18 protein-coding genes are annotated in these 19270 nt (G+C 76.5%); 7 read left to right on the top strand and 11 right to left on the bottom strand.

The window, feature by feature from the left end:
* Positions 1 to 45 precede the first annotated feature (45 nt).
* Positions 46 to 1407 (top strand): zinc-dependent metalloprotease, encoded by a 1362-nt coding sequence (locus tag ACWIX7_RS17630; RefSeq protein ID WP_448617724.1) that lies wholly within the window; start codon positions 46 to 48, stop codon positions 1405 to 1407.
* A gap of 94 nt (positions 1408 to 1501) precedes the next feature.
* Here ACWIX7_RS17630 and ACWIX7_RS17625 read toward each other — a convergent pair whose 3' ends face one another.
* Positions 1502 to 2161 (bottom strand): M48 metallopeptidase family protein, encoded by a 660-nt coding sequence (locus ACWIX7_RS17625; RefSeq protein ID WP_448617723.1) that lies wholly within the window; start codon positions 2159 to 2161, stop codon positions 1502 to 1504.
* 385 nt (positions 2162 to 2546) lie between these two features.
* Here ACWIX7_RS17625 and ACWIX7_RS17620 point away from each other — a divergent pair, with 385 nt between their 5' ends.
* The 3 genes from ACWIX7_RS17620 to ACWIX7_RS17610 all read left to right on the top strand — a co-directional run bounded on the left by ACWIX7_RS17620 (position 2547) and on the right by ACWIX7_RS17610 (position 5404).
* Positions 2547 to 2699, top strand: coding sequence for a DUF5679 domain-containing protein (locus tag ACWIX7_RS17620; protein ID WP_012950213.1), 153 nt, complete (start codon positions 2547 to 2549; stop codon positions 2697 to 2699).
* 196 nt (positions 2700 to 2895) lie between these two features.
* Positions 2896 to 3963, top strand: a complete 1068-nt coding sequence (locus tag ACWIX7_RS17615) for a ThiF family adenylyltransferase (RefSeq protein WP_448617722.1) — start codon at positions 2896 to 2898, stop codon at positions 3961 to 3963.
* A gap of 118 nt (positions 3964 to 4081) precedes the next feature.
* Entirely contained in the window at positions 4082 to 5404 is a 1323-nt protein-coding gene (locus ACWIX7_RS17610) for an ABC1 kinase family protein (protein ID WP_448617721.1), read from the top strand.
* Positions 5405 to 5712: 308 nt separating this feature from the next.
* On the opposite strand, the gene ACWIX7_RS17605 is transcribed toward ACWIX7_RS17610, so the two are convergent.
* The 4 genes from ACWIX7_RS17605 to ACWIX7_RS17590 form a co-directional block, all read right to left on the bottom strand.
* Positions 5713 to 5877: a hypothetical protein gene (locus tag ACWIX7_RS17605; protein WP_448617720.1), complete on the bottom strand. Its 165-nt coding sequence runs from the start codon at positions 5875 to 5877 to the stop codon at positions 5713 to 5715.
* 130 nt (positions 5878 to 6007) lie between these two features.
* A complete protein-coding gene (locus ACWIX7_RS17600) occupies positions 6008 to 6244 on the bottom strand; it encodes a WhiB family transcriptional regulator (RefSeq protein ID WP_448617719.1) in 237 nt (78 codons plus the stop codon).
* Between the two features lie 244 nt (positions 6245 to 6488).
* Complete coding sequence (locus tag ACWIX7_RS17595) at positions 6489 to 6803, bottom strand: hypothetical protein (protein ID WP_448617718.1); 315 nt, start codon at positions 6801 to 6803, stop codon at positions 6489 to 6491.
* A gap of 184 nt (positions 6804 to 6987) precedes the next feature.
* Positions 6988 to 9012 (bottom strand): ATP-dependent helicase, encoded by a 2025-nt coding sequence (locus tag ACWIX7_RS17590; RefSeq protein ID WP_448617717.1) that lies wholly within the window; start codon positions 9010 to 9012, stop codon positions 6988 to 6990.
* Positions 9013 to 9162: 150 nt separating this feature from the next.
* Between ACWIX7_RS17590 and ACWIX7_RS17585 the strand changes: the two genes are divergently transcribed.
* From ACWIX7_RS17585 to ACWIX7_RS17575, 3 genes are all read left to right on the top strand, one after another.
* On the top strand, positions 9163 to 9426 hold the full coding sequence (locus ACWIX7_RS17585; protein WP_448617716.1) for a mycoredoxin: 264 nt from the start codon (positions 9163 to 9165) through the stop codon (positions 9424 to 9426).
* Between the two features lie 186 nt (positions 9427 to 9612).
* Positions 9613 to 10209, top strand: coding sequence for an ANTAR domain-containing protein (locus ACWIX7_RS17580; RefSeq protein ID WP_448617715.1), 597 nt, complete (start codon positions 9613 to 9615; stop codon positions 10207 to 10209).
* On the top strand, positions 10182 to 10934 hold the full coding sequence (locus tag ACWIX7_RS17575) for a uridine kinase (protein ID WP_448617714.1): 753 nt from the start codon (positions 10182 to 10184) through the stop codon (positions 10932 to 10934). The genes ACWIX7_RS17580 and ACWIX7_RS17575 overlap by 28 nt, the downstream gene beginning before the upstream one ends.
* On the opposite strand, the gene nudC is transcribed toward ACWIX7_RS17575, so the two are convergent.
* From nudC to ACWIX7_RS17545, 6 genes are all read right to left on the bottom strand, one after another.
* Complete coding sequence (nudC, locus tag ACWIX7_RS17570) at positions 10918 to 11883, bottom strand: NAD(+) diphosphatase (protein ID WP_448617713.1); 966 nt, start codon at positions 11881 to 11883, stop codon at positions 10918 to 10920. The genes ACWIX7_RS17575 and nudC overlap by 17 nt on opposite strands.
* Positions 11880 to 13235: a M16 family metallopeptidase gene (locus ACWIX7_RS17565; RefSeq protein ID WP_448617712.1), complete on the bottom strand. Its 1356-nt coding sequence runs from the start codon at positions 13233 to 13235 to the stop codon at positions 11880 to 11882. The genes nudC and ACWIX7_RS17565 overlap by 4 nt, the downstream gene beginning before the upstream one ends.
* A gap of 73 nt (positions 13236 to 13308) precedes the next feature.
* Positions 13309 to 14619: a M16 family metallopeptidase gene (locus ACWIX7_RS17560; RefSeq protein ID WP_448617711.1), complete on the bottom strand. Its 1311-nt coding sequence runs from the start codon at positions 14617 to 14619 to the stop codon at positions 13309 to 13311.
* Between the two features lie 711 nt (positions 14620 to 15330).
* Complete coding sequence (locus ACWIX7_RS17555; protein ID WP_448617710.1) at positions 15331 to 16203, bottom strand: DUF2510 domain-containing protein; 873 nt, start codon at positions 16201 to 16203, stop codon at positions 15331 to 15333.
* Positions 16204 to 16238: 35 nt separating this feature from the next.
* Positions 16239 to 17843, bottom strand: coding sequence for a serine/threonine-protein kinase (locus ACWIX7_RS17550; RefSeq protein WP_448617709.1), 1605 nt, complete (start codon positions 17841 to 17843; stop codon positions 16239 to 16241).
* Positions 17840 to 19258, bottom strand: coding sequence for a M20/M25/M40 family metallo-hydrolase (locus ACWIX7_RS17545; RefSeq protein WP_448617708.1), 1419 nt, complete (start codon positions 19256 to 19258; stop codon positions 17840 to 17842). Before ACWIX7_RS17545 ends, ACWIX7_RS17550 begins: the two co-directional genes overlap by 4 nt.
* Positions 19259 to 19270: the final 12 nt, after the last annotated feature.

Genomic DNA, 19270 nt, shown 5'->3' with positions numbered 1-19270 from the left:
GCGGACGGGCGGTCCGGGCAGGGGCTGCGCGGCTACCGTGGTGGCATGAGCGATGTCCCGTTCGGCTTCGGCCTCCCCGACCGCGACCCCGAGCGTCGCGACCAGTCCGGGTCCGGCGCCGGCAACGACCCCTTCGGGTTCGGTGCTCTCTTCGGCGGCGCCGGCGGCGGGGGGACGCCGGAGGAGCTGCTCGCCAAGATGCCGCTGTTCGCCGAGCTGCAGAAGCTGATGACCTGGTCCGGCGGGCCGGTCAACTGGGACCTGGCGCGGCAGGGTGCGATCAGCTCGCTGGCCGCCGGGTCGCAGCCGGCGTCCGACGCCGAGCGCACCGCCGTCGCCGACGCCCTGCGCCTGGCCGACCTGTGGCTGGACCAGGTCACCGAGCTGCCCTCCGGCGTGGACCGGCCGCTCGCCTGGTCGCGGGTGGAGTGGGTGGAGCAGACGCTGCCCGCCTGGAGCACCCTGATCGACCCGCTCGCCGAGCGCGTCGTCGGCGCCATGACCAGCGCCCTCCCTGCCGAGGCGGCCGCGATGGCCGGCCCGCTCGCCGGGATCATGGGCCGGATGGGCGGCCTGATGTTCGGTGCCCAGGTCGGCCAGGCCCTCGGCCGGCTCTCCGGTGAGGTCCTCACCAGCAGCGAGATCGGCATCCCGCTGGCCCCCGCCGGCGCCGGCGTCCTGCTGCCGCAGAACGTCGCCGAGTTCGCCGCCGGCCTCGACCGCCCCGCCGACGAGGTGCGGCTGTTCCTCGCGCTGCGCGAGGCCGCCTCGCAGCGGCTGTTCGTGCACGTGCCGTGGCTGCGCCAGCAGCTGCACGACGCCGTCCACGCCTACGCGCGCGGCATCCACGTCGACCGCGAGGCGATCGAGCGCGGCATCAACGAGGCGATGAGCTCGATGGGCGGGATCGACCCCACCAATCCCGAGGGCATCCAGGCGTTGCTGGGCAGCGGGCTGCTCGAGCCCGAGGAGACCCCCGAGCAGCAGGCCGCGCTGCGCCGGCTGGAGACGCTGCTGGCCCTGGTCGAGGGCTGGGTCGACAGCGTGGTGGCCCAGGCCGCCGGCGACCGGCTGCCCGGACACGGCGCGCTCGCCGAGACGATGCGCCGCCGCCGGGCCTCCGGCGGCCCGGCCGAGCAGACCTTCGCCACGCTCGTGGGCCTGGAGCTGCGCCCGCGGCGGCTGCGCGACGCGGCCACCGTGTGGGGGGCGTTGGCGCAGCGGTACGGCAACGCCGAGCGGGACCGGTTGTGGTCGCACCCGGACCTGCTGCCGACGTCGGAGGACCTCGACGAGCCGCTGGACTTCGTCGCCCGTCAGGGCGCCGACGACGAGCTGCGCGCTCTCACCGCCGACGACGCCGAGATGCCCGAGCCGAAGGACGACGAGGGCGACGGCAAGGACTGAGCCCGGCATCGCCCAGCCGGGGACGGCCCCTGACCGCCGGCCCCGTCCCGGGTCCCACCCTGAGCCTGCGAAGGGTAGGGAGGACGGTCCTTCGTCAGACCAGGTCGTCCCCGGCGGGCGGCGCGCCGTGGGCGGCGCCCACCTCGACGCCCTCGAGGAAGCCGCGCGCCCGCTCGGCGCGCGGGTAGCGCGCGACCAGGGACCAGAAGCGCGTGTCGTGGCTCGGCTCCACCAGGTGCGCCAGCTCGTGCACGAGGACGTAGTCGACGACGTACTCGGGCATCGCGCGCAGCCGGCTGGAGAGCCGGATGGAGCGGTCGGCGGGCGTGCACGACCCCCAGCGGCGGTTCTGGTTGTCCACCCACCGCACGCTGGCTGGCTGCGGCACCCCGTCGAGGTGGGCCGCCGACAGCGCCTGCGCGCGGGCCATCAGCTCGTCGTCCCCACCGAGGGACCGCCGCCGCCGCTCCTCGCGGGTCTGCAGCTTGGCAACCATCTGCGCCACCCAGCGCTGCTCCTCGGCTCGGCTGAACGCCGCCGGTATCAGCACGACCGTGCGCCCGGACTCCCGGTAGGCGGTCACCGTCCGCTGCCGTCGGCTGCTGCGCCGGACCTCGACGGCCCCCTCGGGCACCGCGGCGGGCGCCGTCCGCACCGACCGGTCGGCGGGGACCGCGCGGGCGCCCCGCACGTCCTCCCGCGCCGCGGGGTCGGGGACGGGGCGACGCTGGGTGTCGGGAGGGGTTCCAGGCACGGGGGCACCGTAGTTCCCACGGCGCGGGTGTGCTCCGGCGGCCACACCCTCGCGGGCGCATGTCGCACGGACGGTGGACACGGGCCCGCCCGGTCCGGGGACGGGGCGCGGTGAGCCGTCGTCCACAGGGACGCCAAGAGCGTCATCGCAGGTGGGGCGGCTCTTTCCCCGCTTCCCTCCGGGCGGCGTCCGGAGCCCTGTCCCCCGGCCGCGCACAGCGACACACCACCGGGTCCCCACGTGTTCCACAAGTCTGTCCACAGGCTGTGGGAAGCGTGTCGGGCCGAGGCGGCCGTCCTGCGGGAACCGGGGTGCGCCCCGGTAGCGTTCGGCAGGACGGCACCCCGCGCGGGGACGCCGAGCGGACCGGAGACGAGGAGGCACCGTGGCGGAGAGCTACAACGGCTACTGCGTGAAGTGCAAGGAGAAGCGCGACTTCGACGGCGAGGTCAAGGTCAGCGAGTCCGGCCGTCGCATGGCTCAGGGCACCTGCCCCGTCTGCGGCACCAAGATGAACCGGATCCTCGGCAAGGCCTGACGAAGGACCACCCTCCTCCCCACGCCTCGCGAGCCCGGGGCGCGACCCGGGACGGGCCGGCGGGCCCCTGGAGGGTGGCCGTTCCAGCACGTCACCACGGACGGCGGCGCCTGCACGACGGGCGCCGCCGTCCGTCGTCCGCGCCGCCTGTGGACGGACCGAGCGCGCCGGGCGGGTGCGCTGGCACCCTGCGCCGGTGGCCGACACCGCGCACCCCCTGCTGCCCCCGAGCGTCCCGCTGCTGCGCCTCGCCGGGCCGGACGGCGCCGAGGACGTCCAGATCGGCGGCGCCGACTCCACCGACGGGCTGATCGTCTCCCCCGGCGCCGCCGGGCTCACCACCCTGCTGCGCGGCCTGGACGGCCGCCGCACCGAGCGCGCCGTCCTCGCCGAGGCCGCCCTCGCCGGCCACGACGCCGCGGCGCTGAGCGCCGTCCTCGACGGTCTGCGCGCCACCGGGCTGCTGGTCGACCTCGACCCCGCCGACCTGCTGGCCTCCGCCGTCGGGCCGGCCGCCGCCGCCCGCACGCGAACCGAGCTGCCCACCGCCACGGGCCGGGAGCCCGGCTCGCGCTGGCGGACCCGCCGGGCAGCGACCGTCGTCGTCGACGGCGCGACGCGGGTCGGCGTCCCGCTCGCCGCCGTGCTGGCCGCCAGCGGCGTGGGCTGGGTCAGCGTCCGGGACGACGGGCTCACCACGGCCGGGGACGCCGTCGTCGGCGGGCTGGGTGCCGACGACGAGGGCCGCCCACGCGCGCTGGCCGCCGCCGACGCCGTGCGCCGCGTCAGCCCGCTCACCGACCTGCGGCCCCTCCCGGCCGATGCTCCGGTCGACCTGGTGGTGCTCACCCGGCCCTGGGCGGCGTCGGACCCGCTCGCGGCCGGGCTGCAGCGGCGCGGGGTGCCGCACCTGGTGGCGACGGTCCGCGGGGAGACCGGCGTGGTGGGGCCGCTGGTCGTGCCCGGGGCGACCAGCTGCCTGCGCTGCGCGGACCTGCACCGCCGGGACGTCGACCCTCGCTGGCCGGCGCTGGCCGCCCAGCTCACCGCGACCGAGGCACCACCGGGCGGGGCCACGGTGACCTGCCTGGCGACCGTGGTGACGGCGGCCGTGCAGGTCCTGGCGCTGCTCGACGGCACGGGGGCCCCGCTCGCCGTCGGGACGACGGTGGAGCTGAACCCGCCGGACCTGCTGCCCCGCGCCCGTCGGTGGCCTCCCCACCCCGACTGCGGGTGCGTGCCCGGCGGCGAAGAGGGGTCCTGACCGCTCCGTCAGCGGTACCGGCGTCGATGAGGGGACAATGGTCGGCGAGTGCGCCTCCGGGCCCGGACGGGGCCGGTGCCGCCGCGACCGCGGACGACCGAACGCCGAGGAGGAGTACGTGACCGAGCCTGGCCGGGGGATCCCACGAGGCTCGGTCTCACGGACCGCACGACTGGCCTCCCTGCCGCTGGGGGCAGCGGGTCGGGCCACCCTGGGCATCGGCAAGCGGCTGTCCGGCCGCCCCGCCGACGCGGTGACCGCGGAGCTGCAGCAGCGCACCGCCGAGCAGCTGTTCGCCGTCCTCGGCCAGCTCAAGGGCGGGGCGATGAAGCTCGGGCAGACGCTCTCCGTGTTCGAGGCAGCCGTGCCCGAGGAGGTCGCCGCCCCCTACCGGGAGGCGCTGGTCAAGCTGCAGGAGGAGGCGCCGCCGATGCCGGTGCGCACCGTCCACGCGGTGCTCGCCCAGCAGCTCGGCGGCACGTGGCGCACGCGCTTCAAGGAGTTCGACGACGCGCCGGCGGCCGCGGCCAGCATCGGGCAGGTGCACCGGGCGACCTGGCGGGACGGCCGGGACGTGGCCGTGAAGATCCAGTACCCGGGTGCGGCGACCGCGCTGATGGCCGACCTCAACCAGCTGGCCCGCTTCGCCCGGCTGTTCGCCGCGCTGTTCCCCGGCCTGGACGTCAAGCCGCTCATCACCGAGCTCAAGGCCCGGGTGGTCGAGGAGCTGGACTACGGCCTGGAGGCCGACGCGCAGCGGACCTTCGCCGCCGCGTACGCCGACGACCCCGAGATCGTCGTCCCCCGGGTGGTGGCCAGCGCGCCGAAGGTGATCGTCTCCGAGTGGCTCGAGGGGACGCCGCTGTCCCGGATCATCGCCACCGGGACCCGGGAGCAGCGGGACCGGGCCGGCCACCTCATGGCGGTGCTCAACTTCTCCGGACCGCAGCGCGCCCGGCTGCTGCACGCCGACCCGCACCCGGGCAACTTCCGGCTGCTGGACGACGGGCGGCTCGGCGTCATCGACTTCGGCGCGACCGCGCGCCTGCCCGACGGCCTCCCCGAGCCGATCGGGCGGTTGGTGCGCTGGGCGCTGGAGGGTCGGGCGGAGGACGTGCTCGCCGACCTGCGGGTCGAGGGTTTCGTCCGGCCCGGCGTCGAGGTGGACGCCCAGGGTGTCCTCGACTACCTGCTGCCGCTGCTCGAGCCCATCCAGAGCCCCTACTTCCGCTTCACCCGCGCCTGGATGCAGGAGCAGGCCGCCCGCCTGGCCGATCCGCGCAGCGAGGCCAACCGGCTGGGCCGGATGCTCAACCTGCCGCCCGCCTACCTGCTCATCCACCGGGTGACCATCGGGTCGATCGGGGTGCTCTGCCAGCTCGACGCGGGCGACGACTACCGCAGCGTCCTCGAGGCGTGGTTGCCCGGCTTCGCCGAGTAGGGACCCCGTCCTCACCGGCCCCGTCCCGGGTCCCGCTGGCCCCGTCCAGAGGCTCGCCGCGAGCTTGCGAGCGGTGAGGAGGACGGGGTCCTTCTCGGAGAGTCGGGGAGGACGGGGTCCTCCCACCTGCCGCGGAGCCGCAGACGTCGGGAGGCCCCGCTGCAGGGGCCCACCGCCGGCCTCGTCCCGAGGCTCGCTGGCCCCCTGCAGGGTCCCGCCACGAGCCTGCGAGTGGCGAGGGGCAGGGGGTCCTCTGACGAGGCGTGAGGACGGGGTCCGTCCATGGTGGGGGCAGCGGGGCCCTTGCGTCAGCGGACGGCGGCGCTGGCCCGTGCCGCACGCCGCGTGGCGTACTCGGCACGGCGGGCCCAGCGGCGGGCGGCGCGCATTCGGCGGGCGCGCGCTGCGGAGTCGGCCTCGGCGCGCAGGTCGCGCAACCGGTCGACGGCCAGGTCGTACTCGAAGCTGTACACGTCTGGTCCTCACGTCGTCGTGGGTGGCCCGCGCGTCGGCGGACCAGGTCGTAGGTGCCGCTCGTGCTGACCCCGTCCCGGGTCCCGCCCCGAGCCTGCGAGGGGCGGGACCCGGGACGGGGTCCTCCTCCTAGGCGGCCGCCACCTTGCGGGGGCGACCCCGCGGGCGCTTGCGCGGGATGACCACACCCCGCTCGAAGATCTCCCCGCCCCAGACGCCCCACGGCTCGCCGCGGCGGAGCGCCCCGGCCAGGCAGGCGTCACGGACCGGACAGTCCGTGCAGCGGACCTTGGCCTCCTCCAGCCCGGCCGGGGTCTCGGCGAACCACAGGTCCGGGTCGACCCGGCACGGCAGGGGACGCCGCACCGGTGCCGGCGCCGGCGAGGGCGCCGGCCGTCGGGGAAGGGAGCCGCCGGTCCGGGGGAGCCCGGTTCGGCGGTGGGATGTCGGACGGTCGGCCGTCGACTGCACTGCCGCTCCTCCTCGTACTCGTCGTCTGCGACCGGCGGGAGCCCGCCGACCGGGAGTCGGGGCGGGTACCGCGGCGGAGATGAGAGAGGCCGCGGAACCCGGTTCGGGTTCCGCGGCCTCGAGGAGGTCCTGTCGAGCGCTAGCTCGAGGGTCTCCCCGAGGAGTGGATCCCGAGGGTGGTGCCGTTGTGCTCGGTGGTGGTGCTCGTGCTGACCTGCTGCGCGTAGCCGGTGGTGCCGGAGGCGACGGTTGCCGGGGTCACGAAGACGTCGATGCCCGGGAAGTCGAGGCCGGGGACACGGGTGCCGGGGCGCGTGGGAACGGCCGGGGTCAGCGGGAGGGCGCGCAGACGCGCGGCCACGGGCGACTCGATGGCGCAGGCAGCCGTGCGCACGGCGAGGCCCACCGGGCCACGAGCCCCGGCGGGGGCGAGGGTCCACATCGTGCTGATCACGTCGCCCACCTCCTCCGGGGGTCGGATCGCGGCCGTTCGGCCGGTCTCGGGTCCTGGCGCGCTCCAGGTGTCCTGCGAACGCGATCAGGACAGTAGGGGGCCGCCGCGGAGGCGGTCAACGCAATTAACCGGCCCGTGTCCGGGTGGCTCCGGACGTCCGACTGCCGTGACAGAGCGCGACGACTCAGGGGCCGAGGGTGCTCAGCACGTCCTCGCCGTAGAGCTCGAGCTTGCGAGAGCCGATGCCGGGCAGGGCTGCCAGCTCGCGCAGCGACGCCGGCCGGGTCTCCGCGATGGCCTGCAGGGTCGCGTCGGTGAAGACGACGTAGGCGGGGACCGACGCCGACGCGGCCGTCTCGCTGCGCCAGGCGCGCAACCGCTCGAACAGCTCCCCCGCCTCGCCCTCGAGCACGACCTTGGCGCGCTTCTGCCGCCGCTGCGGGGGTGCCGCGGTCGGCGTGGAACCGGGGACCAGCCCGTCGAGGAACCGGCTGCGCGGCCGGGACCGGCGGCCGCCGGGGTTGCGGGCCAGCGACCACGACAGCGTCAGCTGCTCCCGGGCGCGGGTGACGGCGACGTACAGCAGCCGCCGCTCCTCCTCCACCGCGTCCGGCCGGGACAGCGACTGCGAGATCGGCAGCACGCCGTCGACCAGGCCGACGACGAAGACGGCGTCCCACTCCAGGCCCTTGGCCGCGTGCATCGAGGCCAGCGTGACGCCCTGCACGGTGGGGGCGTGCTGCGCGTCGGCGCGGGCGGCCAGGTGCGACACGAAGCCGGCGAGGTCCATCGTCGGGTCCTCGGCGACCAGGTCGACGGCGAGGTCGACCAGCGCGGCGAGGGACTGCCAGCGGTCCCGGGCCGCTCCCCCGGGCGGCGGGCGGTGCTCCACCCAGCCGGTGGAGGCCAGCACGTCGCGCACGGTGGGCACCAGCGCGCCCGGCTCGGTGCCGCCGGCTGCGGCCCCGCGCAGCAGCAGGATGGCCTCGCGCACCTCCGGACGCTCGAAGAACCGCTCGCCGCCGCGCAGCACGTAGGACACGCCCACGGCGGCGAGCGCGTTCTCGTAGACCTCGGACTGCGCGTTGATCCGGAACAGGACGGCGATCTCCGCGGCCGGCGTCCCGGCCTCGACGAGGGCGCGGCAGGCCTGGGCGACCGCCGCGGCCTCGGTGGGCTCGTCGGGGTGCTCGAAGAAGCGGGGTTCGGGGCCCTCGGCGCGCTGGCCCAGCAGCCGGAGCCCGGGCAGCCCCTTGCGCGGCGGCGCCTGCCCGATCAGCTTGTTGGCCAGGGCCACGACCTGCGGCGTGGAGCGGTAGTCGCGCTCCAGCTTGACCACCTCGGCGTCCGGGTACCGGTCGGCGAAGCCGAGCAGGTAGTCGGGGTCGGCACCGGTGAACGAGTAGATGGTCTGGTTGGGGTCGCCGACCACGCAGACGTCGGCGCGGCCCCCCAGCCAGGCGTCGAGCAGCCGCTGCTGCAGCGGGTTGACGTCCTGGTACTCGTCGACCACGAAGTGCCGGTACTGCCCGCGCACCTGGCGGGCGACGTCCGGGTGCTCCTCGAGGGCGAAGGCGGTGACCAGCAGCAGGTCCTCGAAGTCCAGCGCGCCGTCGCGCTGCTTGGCCGACTCGTAGCTCGCGTAGACCCGCGCCACCGCTGCGGGCTCGAACGGGGGCTCGCGGCCGGCGGCCTGGGCGCGCGCCGGGTAGTCGTCAGGCGTGGCCAGCGTGGTCTTGGCCCACTCGATCTCGCTGGCGAGGTCGCGGAGGCTGGTGCGGTCGGTGGACAACCGGGACCGGGAGGCGGCCGCCGCCACCAGCCGCAGCTTGTTCTCGACCAGCTCCGGCATCGGCCCGCCGAGCACCCGGGGCGCGAAGTAGCGCAGCTGGCGCATGGCCGCGGCGTGGAACGTGCGCGCCTGGACACCGCCCACCCCCAGCCCGGCCAGCCGGCTCCGCAGCTCACCCGCGGCGCGGGCGGTGAAGGTGACGGCCAGCACCTGCTCGGGCACGAACGCCCCGGTGTGCACGCCGTAGGCGATCCGGTGGGTGATCGTGCGGGTCTTGCCGGTGCCCGCACCGGCGAGGATGCAGACCGGCCCGGACACCGCCTGGGCTGCGGCGCGCTGCTCGTCGTCCAGCTGCGCGAGCACCGCCTCGGCGCCCTGCACCCGGACGTCCCCGGGCGCACCGGCGATCTGCGACATCGGCCTCCCCGTCTCCCGTCGATGGCCAGGGCCCATCCTCCCAGCCACCCCCGACACACGGGGGAAGCATCCCCGGGGACGCGGCGTTGTGGCCCCGTGACGGCCGGGCACGCGTGCCCGGACCCCCGATCGACCAGGAGGAACGCCTCGATGACCGCCGCACCCGCCGCCGTGACCATGTACACCACCCCCTGGTGCGGGTACTGCGTGCGGCTCAAGAAGCTGATGCAGCGCGAGGGCATCGAGTACGCCGAGGTCGACATCGAGCGCGACCCGGCCGCGGCCGAGCTGGTCATGCAGGCCAACGGGGGCAACCGCACCGTCCCCACGCTGCTCTTCCCCGACGGCAGCGCCCTGACCAACCCCAGCATCGACCAGGTGAAGGCCCAGCTGGAGCAGTCCGCCGGGGCATGACGGCGGGTGGTCCCTCCGCTGCCTTCCGCGAGGGGGCATAGTCGTCGAGGACGGCTCGTTGCCGTAGCCCCTCGTCCCCGGCTACCCGCCGGGCCCAGCCCCTCGCGGAGGCCGCCCAGTGAGTGAGCGCACCACCCCGGCGCAGTGCCCGCCGACATCGACGTCGTCCGGTTCCGAGGAGACCTCGTGAATCCCGGGCTGGAGCACGGAACGGCGGACGACCCGTCGGTCGCGGAGCCCACCGTGGTGGTGGCCCGGACCGGCCGCGGCTGGTCGGTGTTCGCCCCCGGCCGCGCCGAGGACGTCGACGACCTCGTCGAGGGCATGACCCTCGCCGACCTGGTCAGCGAAGAGCTGGGCGCGCAGGTCGAACCCGACCGCGGCGCGCGTCGGGCCGCCCGCGGTGCCGCCGGCGGCGCCGACCCCGACGCCGACCCGCGGGACGTCCGGCTGGCCGCGCTCGAGCGCACCGTCGCCCAGCTCGAGCACGCCCTGGCCGCCCGGGTCTCCACCGAGCGCGCCATCGGAGTGCTCGCCGAACGGCAGGGCACGACGCCGCAGGCCGCCTTCGAGCAGTTGCGGCGGAACGCCCGCTCGCAGGGACGGCCGGTGCCCGAGCTCGCCCGCGAGGTGCTCCACGACCTGGTGGCCGGGTCCGCCCCGGCGGGCGCTGAGGTCCCGACCCCCCTGCCGCCGGTGCCGCGCACCCGGGTGCGGGAACCCGGCCGGGCGCCCCGCACCCGCAGCCGGGCCGGATGCGGTCCCGCGGAGGGCCGGTCCTGACCCGACCGGAGCCGCTCACCCCCGAGGCACTGGCCGACCGGCTGGCCGCACTGCTCGCCGGGACCGACCCCGAGCCCGGGGCGGCCGCCCTGCGCGTGGCGGTGGACGGGCCCGACGTCGCCGCGCCCGCCGAGCTGGTGGCCGCGGTCGCCGAGCGGTTACCGCCGCTGGGGCGCCCTGCCGTCGTCGTCCCCGCCGGCGGGTTCCTGCGTCCGGCGTCCCTGCGCTTCGAGCACGGCCGCACCGACCCCGACGCCCGTTACACCGACTGGCTGGACTCCGGCGCGCTGTCCCGCGAGGTGCTCGACCCGGTCGGTCCCGGCGGCTCCGGGGAGTACCTGCCGGTGCTGTGGGACGTCGACCGCGACCGGGCCGCCCGGGCCGTCCCCCGGCCGATGCCACCCCGGGGGGTGCTGCTCGTCCCGGGTGCGCTGCTGCAGGGACTCGGGCTGGCCTTCGACGTCGTCGTCCACCTGCGGGTGGCCCCGGCTGCCCGTCGCCGTCGCACGCCCGCCGAGCAGGCCTGGGAGCTGCCGGCGTTCGACCGCTACGACGACGAGGTGGACCCGGTGGCGCTGGCCGACGCCGTGGTGCTGGCCGACTCCCCCGACCACCCCGCGCTGGTGCTCCAGGGCCGCTTCAGGAAGGACCGCTCTGCCCCCCACCACTGGCAAGCTCGTGGCGGGACCCTGCAGAGGGGCCGAGGGTTCACAGATCCTCCGTGATCCAGCGGTCGATGATGTGCCGGGCGATGGAGACCGCCGGGGGCAGCGCCTGCGGGCCGGCGCCCGAGCGCAGCTCGGCGCGGGTGAACCAGCGGGCCTCCTCGATCTCGGTCGGGTCCAGCCGCAGCGTCAGGTCACCCTCGGCGCGGGCGGTGTAGCCGAGCATCAGCGACTGCGGGAACGGCCACGGCTGGCTGCCCACGTAGCGGATGTCGGTGACCCGCAGGCCGACCTCCTCGGCCACCTCCCGCGCCACCGCGCCCTCGGCGGACTCCCCCGGCTCGACGAAGCCGGCGAGGATCGAGAAGCGGCCCGGCGGCCACACCGCCTGGCGGCCCAGCACGCAGCGGTCGCCGCCGTCGTGGACGAGCATGATCACGGCCGGGTCGGTGCGGGGGAACAGCTCCGCGCCGGTCTCCGGGTCACGCTGCACCCAGCCGGCCCGTTCGACCGTCGTCCGTGCGCCCGACAGCGGGCTGAACCGGTGCCGCGCGTGCCACTCGACCATGGCGACCGCCTCGGCGAGCAGGCCGGCGTCGAGGTCGTCGAGGTCGGCACCGAGGTCGCGCAGGCCGGCCCAGGTGTCCACCGGGCGGCCGCCGACGGTCAGCCGCCGGTCGCCGCGGACGGCGGCGTAGGGCACGCCGTCGGCCTCGCCGAGGTAGATCGCGCCCTCGGGCAGCCCGGTCCGCTCCTCCCACAGCAGCCGCGGCCGGCCCCCGTCCTCCTCGACCGGCACGGTGCGCCGCTCGTCGACCGTGAGCACCAGCACCGGCCGGCCGCCGGTCGGGTCGGGCAGCGACCGGGCCAGGTGGCTGCGGTCGTGCGCGGAGCGGGACAGCACCGGGACCGCACCGGCCGGTGAGGGACTGCTCTCCGGCCGGGAGACGCCGTCGCCCGACGGCGGCGGGTTGTCCGCCGGCGTGCTGCCGCCGGCCGGGACGTTCATGCCGCGTCCGCCGACGAGACGACCTCGACCGGGCCGAACGCGCGCAGCGGCTCGGCCGCCTGCCCGGCGTCACCGACGACGACGGCGGTGAGCCCGCCGGGCTGCAGGAACCGGCGGGCGGCCTCCTGCACCTCCTCGACGGTGACCCGGGCCAGCGCCTGCTGGTGCTCGGCCAGCCACTGCGGCGGCAGGCCCGAACCCGCGAGCGCCGACAGCGTGCTGGCCAGCCCGGCGTGGGTGGCGGTGGACAGCGCCATGCTGCCGAGCACGTAGCGACGGGCGGCGTCCAGCTCATCCTCTGCCACCGGCGTGAGGGCCATGCGGCCCAGCTCGTACCAGGTCTCGAGGAACGCCGGCCCGGTGACCTCGGTGGCGACGTCGGCCTCGACGAGGAACGAGGAGGCGGCGGCGAGGTGGTCGACCGAGCTGCGCGGGCTGTAGCTGTAGCCACGCCGCTCGCGGATGTTCTCCACCAGCCGGGAGGAGAAGTAGCCGCCGTAGACCATGTTGGCCAGCCGGACCGCAGGCAGGTCGGGGTCGGTGCGGCTGGGCGCGGTGCCACCCAGGCGCAGGTTGGACTGCACGGCGCCGGGCCGGTCGACCACCTGCAGCGCCCCGGGGGCCAGCTGCGGCACCGGCGGGGCGGCGACCGCCGTCCCCTCGCCGGTCCAGCCGGCCAGCGCGGTGGCGACGGCGTCGACGGCCGCGGCCGGGTCGAGGTCGCCGACGAGCACCAGCGTGCTGCCGGCGGGCAGCACCCGCTCGCGGTGCAGCTTGCGCAGCGTCTGGCTGCGCACCGCGGTGACCAGCTCGGCGGCGGGGAGCTGCTCGGCGTACGGGTGGGCGCCATAGCGGCGGGCGGCCAGCGCGGTGCGCGCGATGACGCCGGGCTGGGAGCGGGCGATGGAGATCCGCTCGGCGACGCGCGCCCGCTCGGCCTCCACCCGGTCGGCCGGGTAGGTGGCGTCGGTGAGCACCTCGGCCAGCACGCCGAGCACGGGGGCGAGGCCCTCGGCGAGCAGCGTGGTGGCGAACAGCAGTCGGTCGGGGTCGGTGGAGACCGACAGCTCCCCGCCGTGGGCCTGCAGCGCCTCGGCGATGCCGGTGGCGTCGTGCGCGCCGGTGCCCAGCAGGACGGCGCCGGAGAGCACCGAGGCGCGGGCGGTGTGCTGGGCGGCGGCGCGCGCGGTCGCGGCGGCGAAGGGGACCCGCAGGCGCAGCTCGACCAGCGGGACGCCGGGCCGCGGGACGACGACCAGCCGCAGGCCGTTGGGCAGCGTCTCCTCGGTGACGGCCAGCTCCGGCTGGGGCCGGGGCTCGCCCAGCGCCGGGATCAGCACGGGGGCGCTCACGAGCCCTCCTCGCTGACGCTCGTCGGCCGCGTTCGCGGCGCTGCTGTGTTCACGGATGAGCTCGCGAGCTCGCTCATCGACGTCCTCCCGTGGCGCGCAGCTCGAGGACCGCGACGGTGCCGGGGTCCAGGCCTCGGGCGGCGCTCCGCACCTGCTCGGGGGTGACGGCCGCCAGCCGGGCGGCGAGCTCGCCGGCCAGCTCGGCGCGGCCGTGGATGAGCTCGGCGGTGGCGAAGGCCAGCGTGCGGCCGAGCACCGAGTCGGCCTGGCGCAGCAGCTGGGCCTCGGTGCGGGCCTGCACCCGGGCCAGCTCGTCGGCGGCGACGCCGTCCTCGGCGACCCGGCCGATCTCCTCGTGCACCGCGGTGATCACCTTCTCCGTCGGGACCGACGCCGGGTGGTGCACCTGCGTGGTGAGCAGCGTGGCGTCCCGGACGTCGAAGGGGTCGCCGAACAGGCCCACGTAGCTGCTCTGCGCGATGGCGAGCTGGTCGTCGTGGACCAGCCGCCGCTCCAGCCGGGAGGCGTCGCCCTCGCTGAGCAGCTCGGCCAGCAGCACCGTGCCGAGGTAGGTGTCGAGGTCGCCGACCGGGTCGGGCACCCGCCAACCGAGGGCGACCGCGGGCGCGGGGGCGAGCGGGTCCTCGACCACGCCGGAGCGGACGGTGGTCGGCGAGGGCTCGCCGGTGGGCGGCGTCGGCGGGACCTCGCGGGCGGCGATGGGACCGAACCAGCGGCGCACCAGCTGCTCGGCCTCCCCGACGTCCAGGTCGCCGCCGAGGCACAGGACGGCGTTGCCCGGCGCGTAGTAGCGGTGGAAGAAGTCCGCGGCGTCGTCGACGGTCGAGGACTCGAGGTCGACGAACGAGCCGTAGCCGTCGTGGGTGTTGGCGAAGCTCTCGAAGGCGAGCACGGGCAGCTGCAGCCACGGGAAGGCGCCGTAGGGGCGGTTGAGCACGTTGACCCGGATCTCCTCCTTCACCACGTCGATCTGGTTGCGGAGGTTCTCCCCGGTGATGGCGGGCGCAGCCATGCGGTCGGCCTCGAGGAAGAGGGCGCGCTCGAGGGCCTCGGCGGGGAGGGCCTCGTAGTAGTTCGTGTAGTCCTGGTGGGTCGAGCCGTTGAAGGTGCCGCCCGCGGCCTGGACCAGCCGGGCGTGCTCCATCTTCGGGACGTTGGCCGAGCCCTGGAACATCAGGTGCTCGAAGAGGTGGGCGAACCCGGTGCGGCCCTGGGGCTCGTTGCGCATCCCGACGTCGTAGGAGACGGTCACGGCGACCACCGGGACGCTGCGGTCCGGCGCCAGCACGACACGCAGCCCGTTCTCGAGTCGGAAGCGCTCCACCGGGTGCCGGAGGGTGAGGTCGGCCCCAGCTGCAGTCACGTGCCCGACACTAACCGCGCCCCGTCGGCCCCGCCCCGGGCGGCCGGGTGACGATCACGGGTGCTGCGGTGGCGACCCGCGAGCCTCCTCCCGCTCCCACGCCGTTGCACCCGCTCCCGCGCCGTTGCACCAGCGCGAACGCGAGGGCGACCGCGCGAGAGTCACGGTGGACGCCGCGGACGGACCTGGTCGCGGTGCGTTCCGGGGACGGCACGTGGTCGCGGAGCGGGTCCCCGGGAGCGGGGGCCCGGAGGGTCCCCCGAGCAGGGACGGGGCTCTCGGGCTCAACGGCAACCGGGGACGGCACGTGGTCGCGGAGCGGGTCCCCGGGAGCGGGGGCCCGGAGAGTCCCCCGAGCAGGGACGGGGCTCTCGGGCTCAACGGCAACCGGGGACGGCACGTGGTCGCGGAGCGGGTCCCCGGGAGCGGGGGCCCGGAGGGTCCCCCGAGCAGGGACGGGGCTCTCGGGCTCAACGGCAACCGGGGACGGCACGTGGTCGCGGAGCGGGTCCCCGGGAGCGGGGGCCCGGAGGGTCCCCCGAGCAGGGACGGGGCTCTCGGGCTCAACGGCAACCGGGGACGGCACGTGGTCGCGGAGCGGGTCCCCGGGAGCGGGGGCCCGGAGGGTCCCCCGAGCAGGGACGGGGCTCTCGGGCTCAACGGCAACCGGGGACGGCACGTGGTCGCGGTGCGGTCCGGAGGACCGCCGTGTCACAGCACGTCGATGCCGTCGATGACGCGGTCGATGACCCCGTACAGCTCCGCGTGGGTGTTGGGGATGGAGAGGTAGAGCAGCGCGGGGGCGGGCCGGCCGACGTCGACGAGCAGCAGCGCGGCCCGCTCCCCCGTCGCCTCGTAGCCCCCGACGTCCCAGGAGAGGTCGAACTCCAACAGGTGCGCGGGGGCGCCGTCGACGGTGCGGGCCTCGTCGCGCAGGACCTCCCGCTCGTTGGGGCTCGGGTAGTAGTTCAGCCGCACGCTGTCGGCGACCTGGGCGAGGGTCGGCTGCAGGCCGCCCGCACCGGGGACGAAGAGCGGCGCCAGCGGCCCGGAGGTGCACTGGGCGATGAACGACCCGCCGTCGGGCGTGACCTCCTGGGCGACCAGGTACTGCCCGGCGACCGAGGTCGTCTCGGCGACGTCCTCCAGGTCGTACTCGAGCCAGCCCTGGCCCAGGTAGGGGTAGGCGATGCCGGCGGCTTCGTCGACGATCCGGAGCGTGCCGGGCGGGAAGGCCGACCCCGACCCGCCGGGCGCCGGCACCGCGGTCGGGCCCGTGTCGTCGACGGAGCCGCTGGGCCGGCCGACGAGGAAGCCGACGAGGACGACGAGCACCAGCCCGAGCACCGACAGCCCGACCACCCACCCGGTGCGCCGCGGGGGCCGTCCCGGGCCGGGCGGCGGGGGCGGCGCGGCCGGCTCGGGCCCGCGGGCCGGTGGGACGGCGGGCGCCTGCACGGCCACGCCCGGACCGACGGGGGTGGTGACGTCGGACCACCCGCCGCCGTTCCACCAGCGCACCATCCCGGCGGCGCCGTCGGGGTCGGGGTACCACCCCGGTGGCGCGCTCGACGTACCGGTCACGGCGCCACCCTAGGTCCGCCGGCTGTGAGCCCCGGTCAGCGACGGTCGGCGGCGTCGTCCCACCACGAGACCAGCTCGCGCAGGCCGTCGTCCCCGCCGCCGCGCACCTCGGCGACGGCGAGGGTGCCCGTGTCGTCCCAGGTCCAGCGCAGCTGCGCGTCGCCCTCGGAGCCGAGGGAGCAGGCGAACCGGCCCACCACCCGGTCGTCGTCGCGCAGCTGCAGCCAGCCCTCCGGGTCCTCGCCGCGGCCGCACTCGCGCTCGCTGTCGAGGAGGCGCAGCCCCTGAGACTCGACGTGGGCGGCGAAGGCGGTGGCGGCGCCGTCCCCGGCGTGGAGCGTGTGGGTGCTCGCCGGGGCGCCGTCCTCGTCGGGGTCCCCGGCCGGGCAGTCGAGCCGGGCCAGCGTTCGGCCGTCCCCGGGTGCGGCCGTGCATCCGGCGGGGTCGAGCTCCTCGGGCAGGCTCAGGACGAGCAGGCGCTCGGCGACGCCGGAGACCTCGCCGGCGGCCGCGTCGGCCCGGCGGTCGGCGGCGACGAGGAGCCCGGCGAGCACCAGCGCCGCGACCGTCGCAGCCGCGGCGAGCACCCACGGCAGCCAGCCGACCCGGCGCCGGGACCGACCGGCGGGAGGAGCGCCGACGAGGGTCGGCGCGGACGGCGCCGGGGCGGCGGCCGGCACCTGCCGGGTGGTCGAGCGGCCGCCGTCCGCCGGGAGGGGGCCGACCGCCGTCGGGGCGTCGTCCGGCCGGGGCACCGGGACGCCGCTGCCCGTCAGCGCTCCCCGCGCCGCCTCGGCCAGGTCGCCGGCGCGCTGCCAGCGCCGGTCCGGGTCCTTGGCCAGACCGCGCAGGACGACGTCGTCGAGGGCCGCGGGCAGCCCCGGGCGCAGGGACGACGGCGCCGGCGGGGGCTCGTGCAGGTGCGCGGCCATCACCCGCGCCGGGTCGCCGGGGGCGAACGGACGGCGGCCGGTGAGCAGCTCGAAGAGCAGGCAGGCAAGGGAGTAGACGTCGGCGCGAGCGTCCGGCGGCGTCGGGCCGAACCGCTCGGGGGCCATGTACTCGGTGCTGCCGACCGCGGTGCCGACGGCGGTCAGGGCCGGCCCGGGGCCGTCGTCGGCACCGCGGGCGACGCCGAAGTCGGCGAGGTAGGCGAAGTCCTCGCCGGCGGCCGAGGTGGCCAGGTCGCGCCCGTCGGCGCGGCCGACGAGCAGCACGTTGGACGGCTTGACGTCGCGGTGCACCAGTCCCCCGGCGTGGGCGGCGTCGAGCGCGCGGGCGACCTGGCCGACCAGGTCGACGGCGCGGGCGGGGTCCACCGGGCCGGTGCGCCGCAGCAGCGAGTCGAGGTCCTCGCCCTCGACCAGCCGCATGTCGAGGAAGAGCTGGCCGTCGATCTCCCCGTAGCGGTGGATGGGGACGACGTGCGGCTCGGTCAGGCGGGCGGCGATGCGCGCCTCGCGGCGGAAGCGGTCGCGGTACCCCTCGTCCTGGGCCCACTGCGGGTGCATCACCTTCAAGGCGACGTCCCGCTCGTGGTCGTCGTCGTGCGCCCGCAGCACCTGGCCCATGCCGCCGCAGCCGAGCACGCCGAGGACCCGGTAGGGGCCGAACCGACCGCCGTCCTGCTGCGCCGTCACCGTGGGCGCAGCGGCACGGCCGCGAGCTCCCGCCACAGGTGCGCGACCGCCTCGGCGCCGCGGTACAGCATCGGCAGCAGCACCCGCTCGTTCGGCGAGTGGATGCGGTCGGTGGGCAACCCGGCGCCCAGGAAGAGCAGCGGTGCGCCGAGGACGTCGACCAGGTCGGCCTCCGGTCCGCTGCCGCCCTCCCGGGTGAACAGCACGTCGGCGGGGTCGCGATCGAAGGCCTGACCGATCGCGGCCAGCAGCGCGGCCATCGCCGGGGAGTCCAGGTCGCTGGCGCACGGCGAGACGCCGCCGGCCGGGACGTGCACGTCGGCCTCGATGCCCGCGGGCAGGTTCGCCGCCACCCAGCCGCGCACCTGGTCGGCGAGGTCGGCGGGGCGCTGGTCGGCGACCAGCCGGAAGGTGATCTTGGCGTGCGCCTCGGCCGGGATGATCGTCTTGTGGCCGGGGCCGGTGTAGCCGCCCCACATGCCGTTGACCTCCGCGGTGGGCCGCGCGCCGATCCGCTCCAGGGTGGTGAAGCCCTCCTCGCCGGTGGCGACGCGGGAGGCGGCGGGCCCGGCCAGCCAGGCGGCCTCGTCGAAGGGCACGCGCGCCATGAGTTCGCGCTCGCGGTCGGTGAGCTCCCTGACCTTCTCGTAGAAGCCGGGCAGGGTGACCCGCCCGTGCTCGTCGTGCAGGCTCGCCAGCAGGGTGGCCATCGCGTGCAGCGGGTTGGGGACGCCGCCGCCGAAGGAGCCCGAGTGCAGGTCGACGGCCGGCCCGTGCAGGGTGATCTCGGCGTCGGCCAGCCCGCGCATGGCGACCACGGCGCTGGGGACGTCGGGGGCGGCCATCCCGGTGTCGCTGACCACGACGACGTCGCAGTGCAGCCGGTCGGTGCGCTCGCGCAGCAGCGCGGCGAAGTGCGGCGACCCGAACTCCTCCTCGCCCTCGACCAGCACCTTCACGGTGACCGCCGGGGTGTCCCGGCCGGTGGCGGCGAGGTGCGCGCGCATGCCGAGCAGGTGCATCGCGACGTTGCCCTTGTCGTCGATGGCGCCGCGGGCGTGCAGCTCCGGGCCGTCGGGGCCCTCCACGCGGGTCGGCTCGAACGGCGGGTGCTCCCACAGCTCCAGCGGGTCGACCGGCTGCACGTCGTGGTGGCCGTAGACGAGGGCCACCGGCGCGCCGTCGTCCGCCGACGGCCACTCCGCGTAGACGGCCGGCGCCCCGCCGGTCCCCCCCACCTCCACGACCGGGAAGCCGGTGCGGCGCAGCGCGTCGGTCAGCCACTGCGCACTCGCGGCGACGTGGGGCGCGTGGGCCGGGTCGGCGGAGATCGACGGGATCCGCAACCACGCGTCGAGGTCCGCGTGCAGGTCGTCGAGGTGTGCGGTGACGAAGTCGCGTTCCGGGCTGCTCACGGCTGCCGACGG

Source organism: Geodermatophilus sp. URMC 65, from assembly GCF_053502545.1.
The sequence above is the reverse complement of the archived record's forward strand: the minus strand, read 5'-3'. Positions and strand labels throughout refer to the sequence as shown.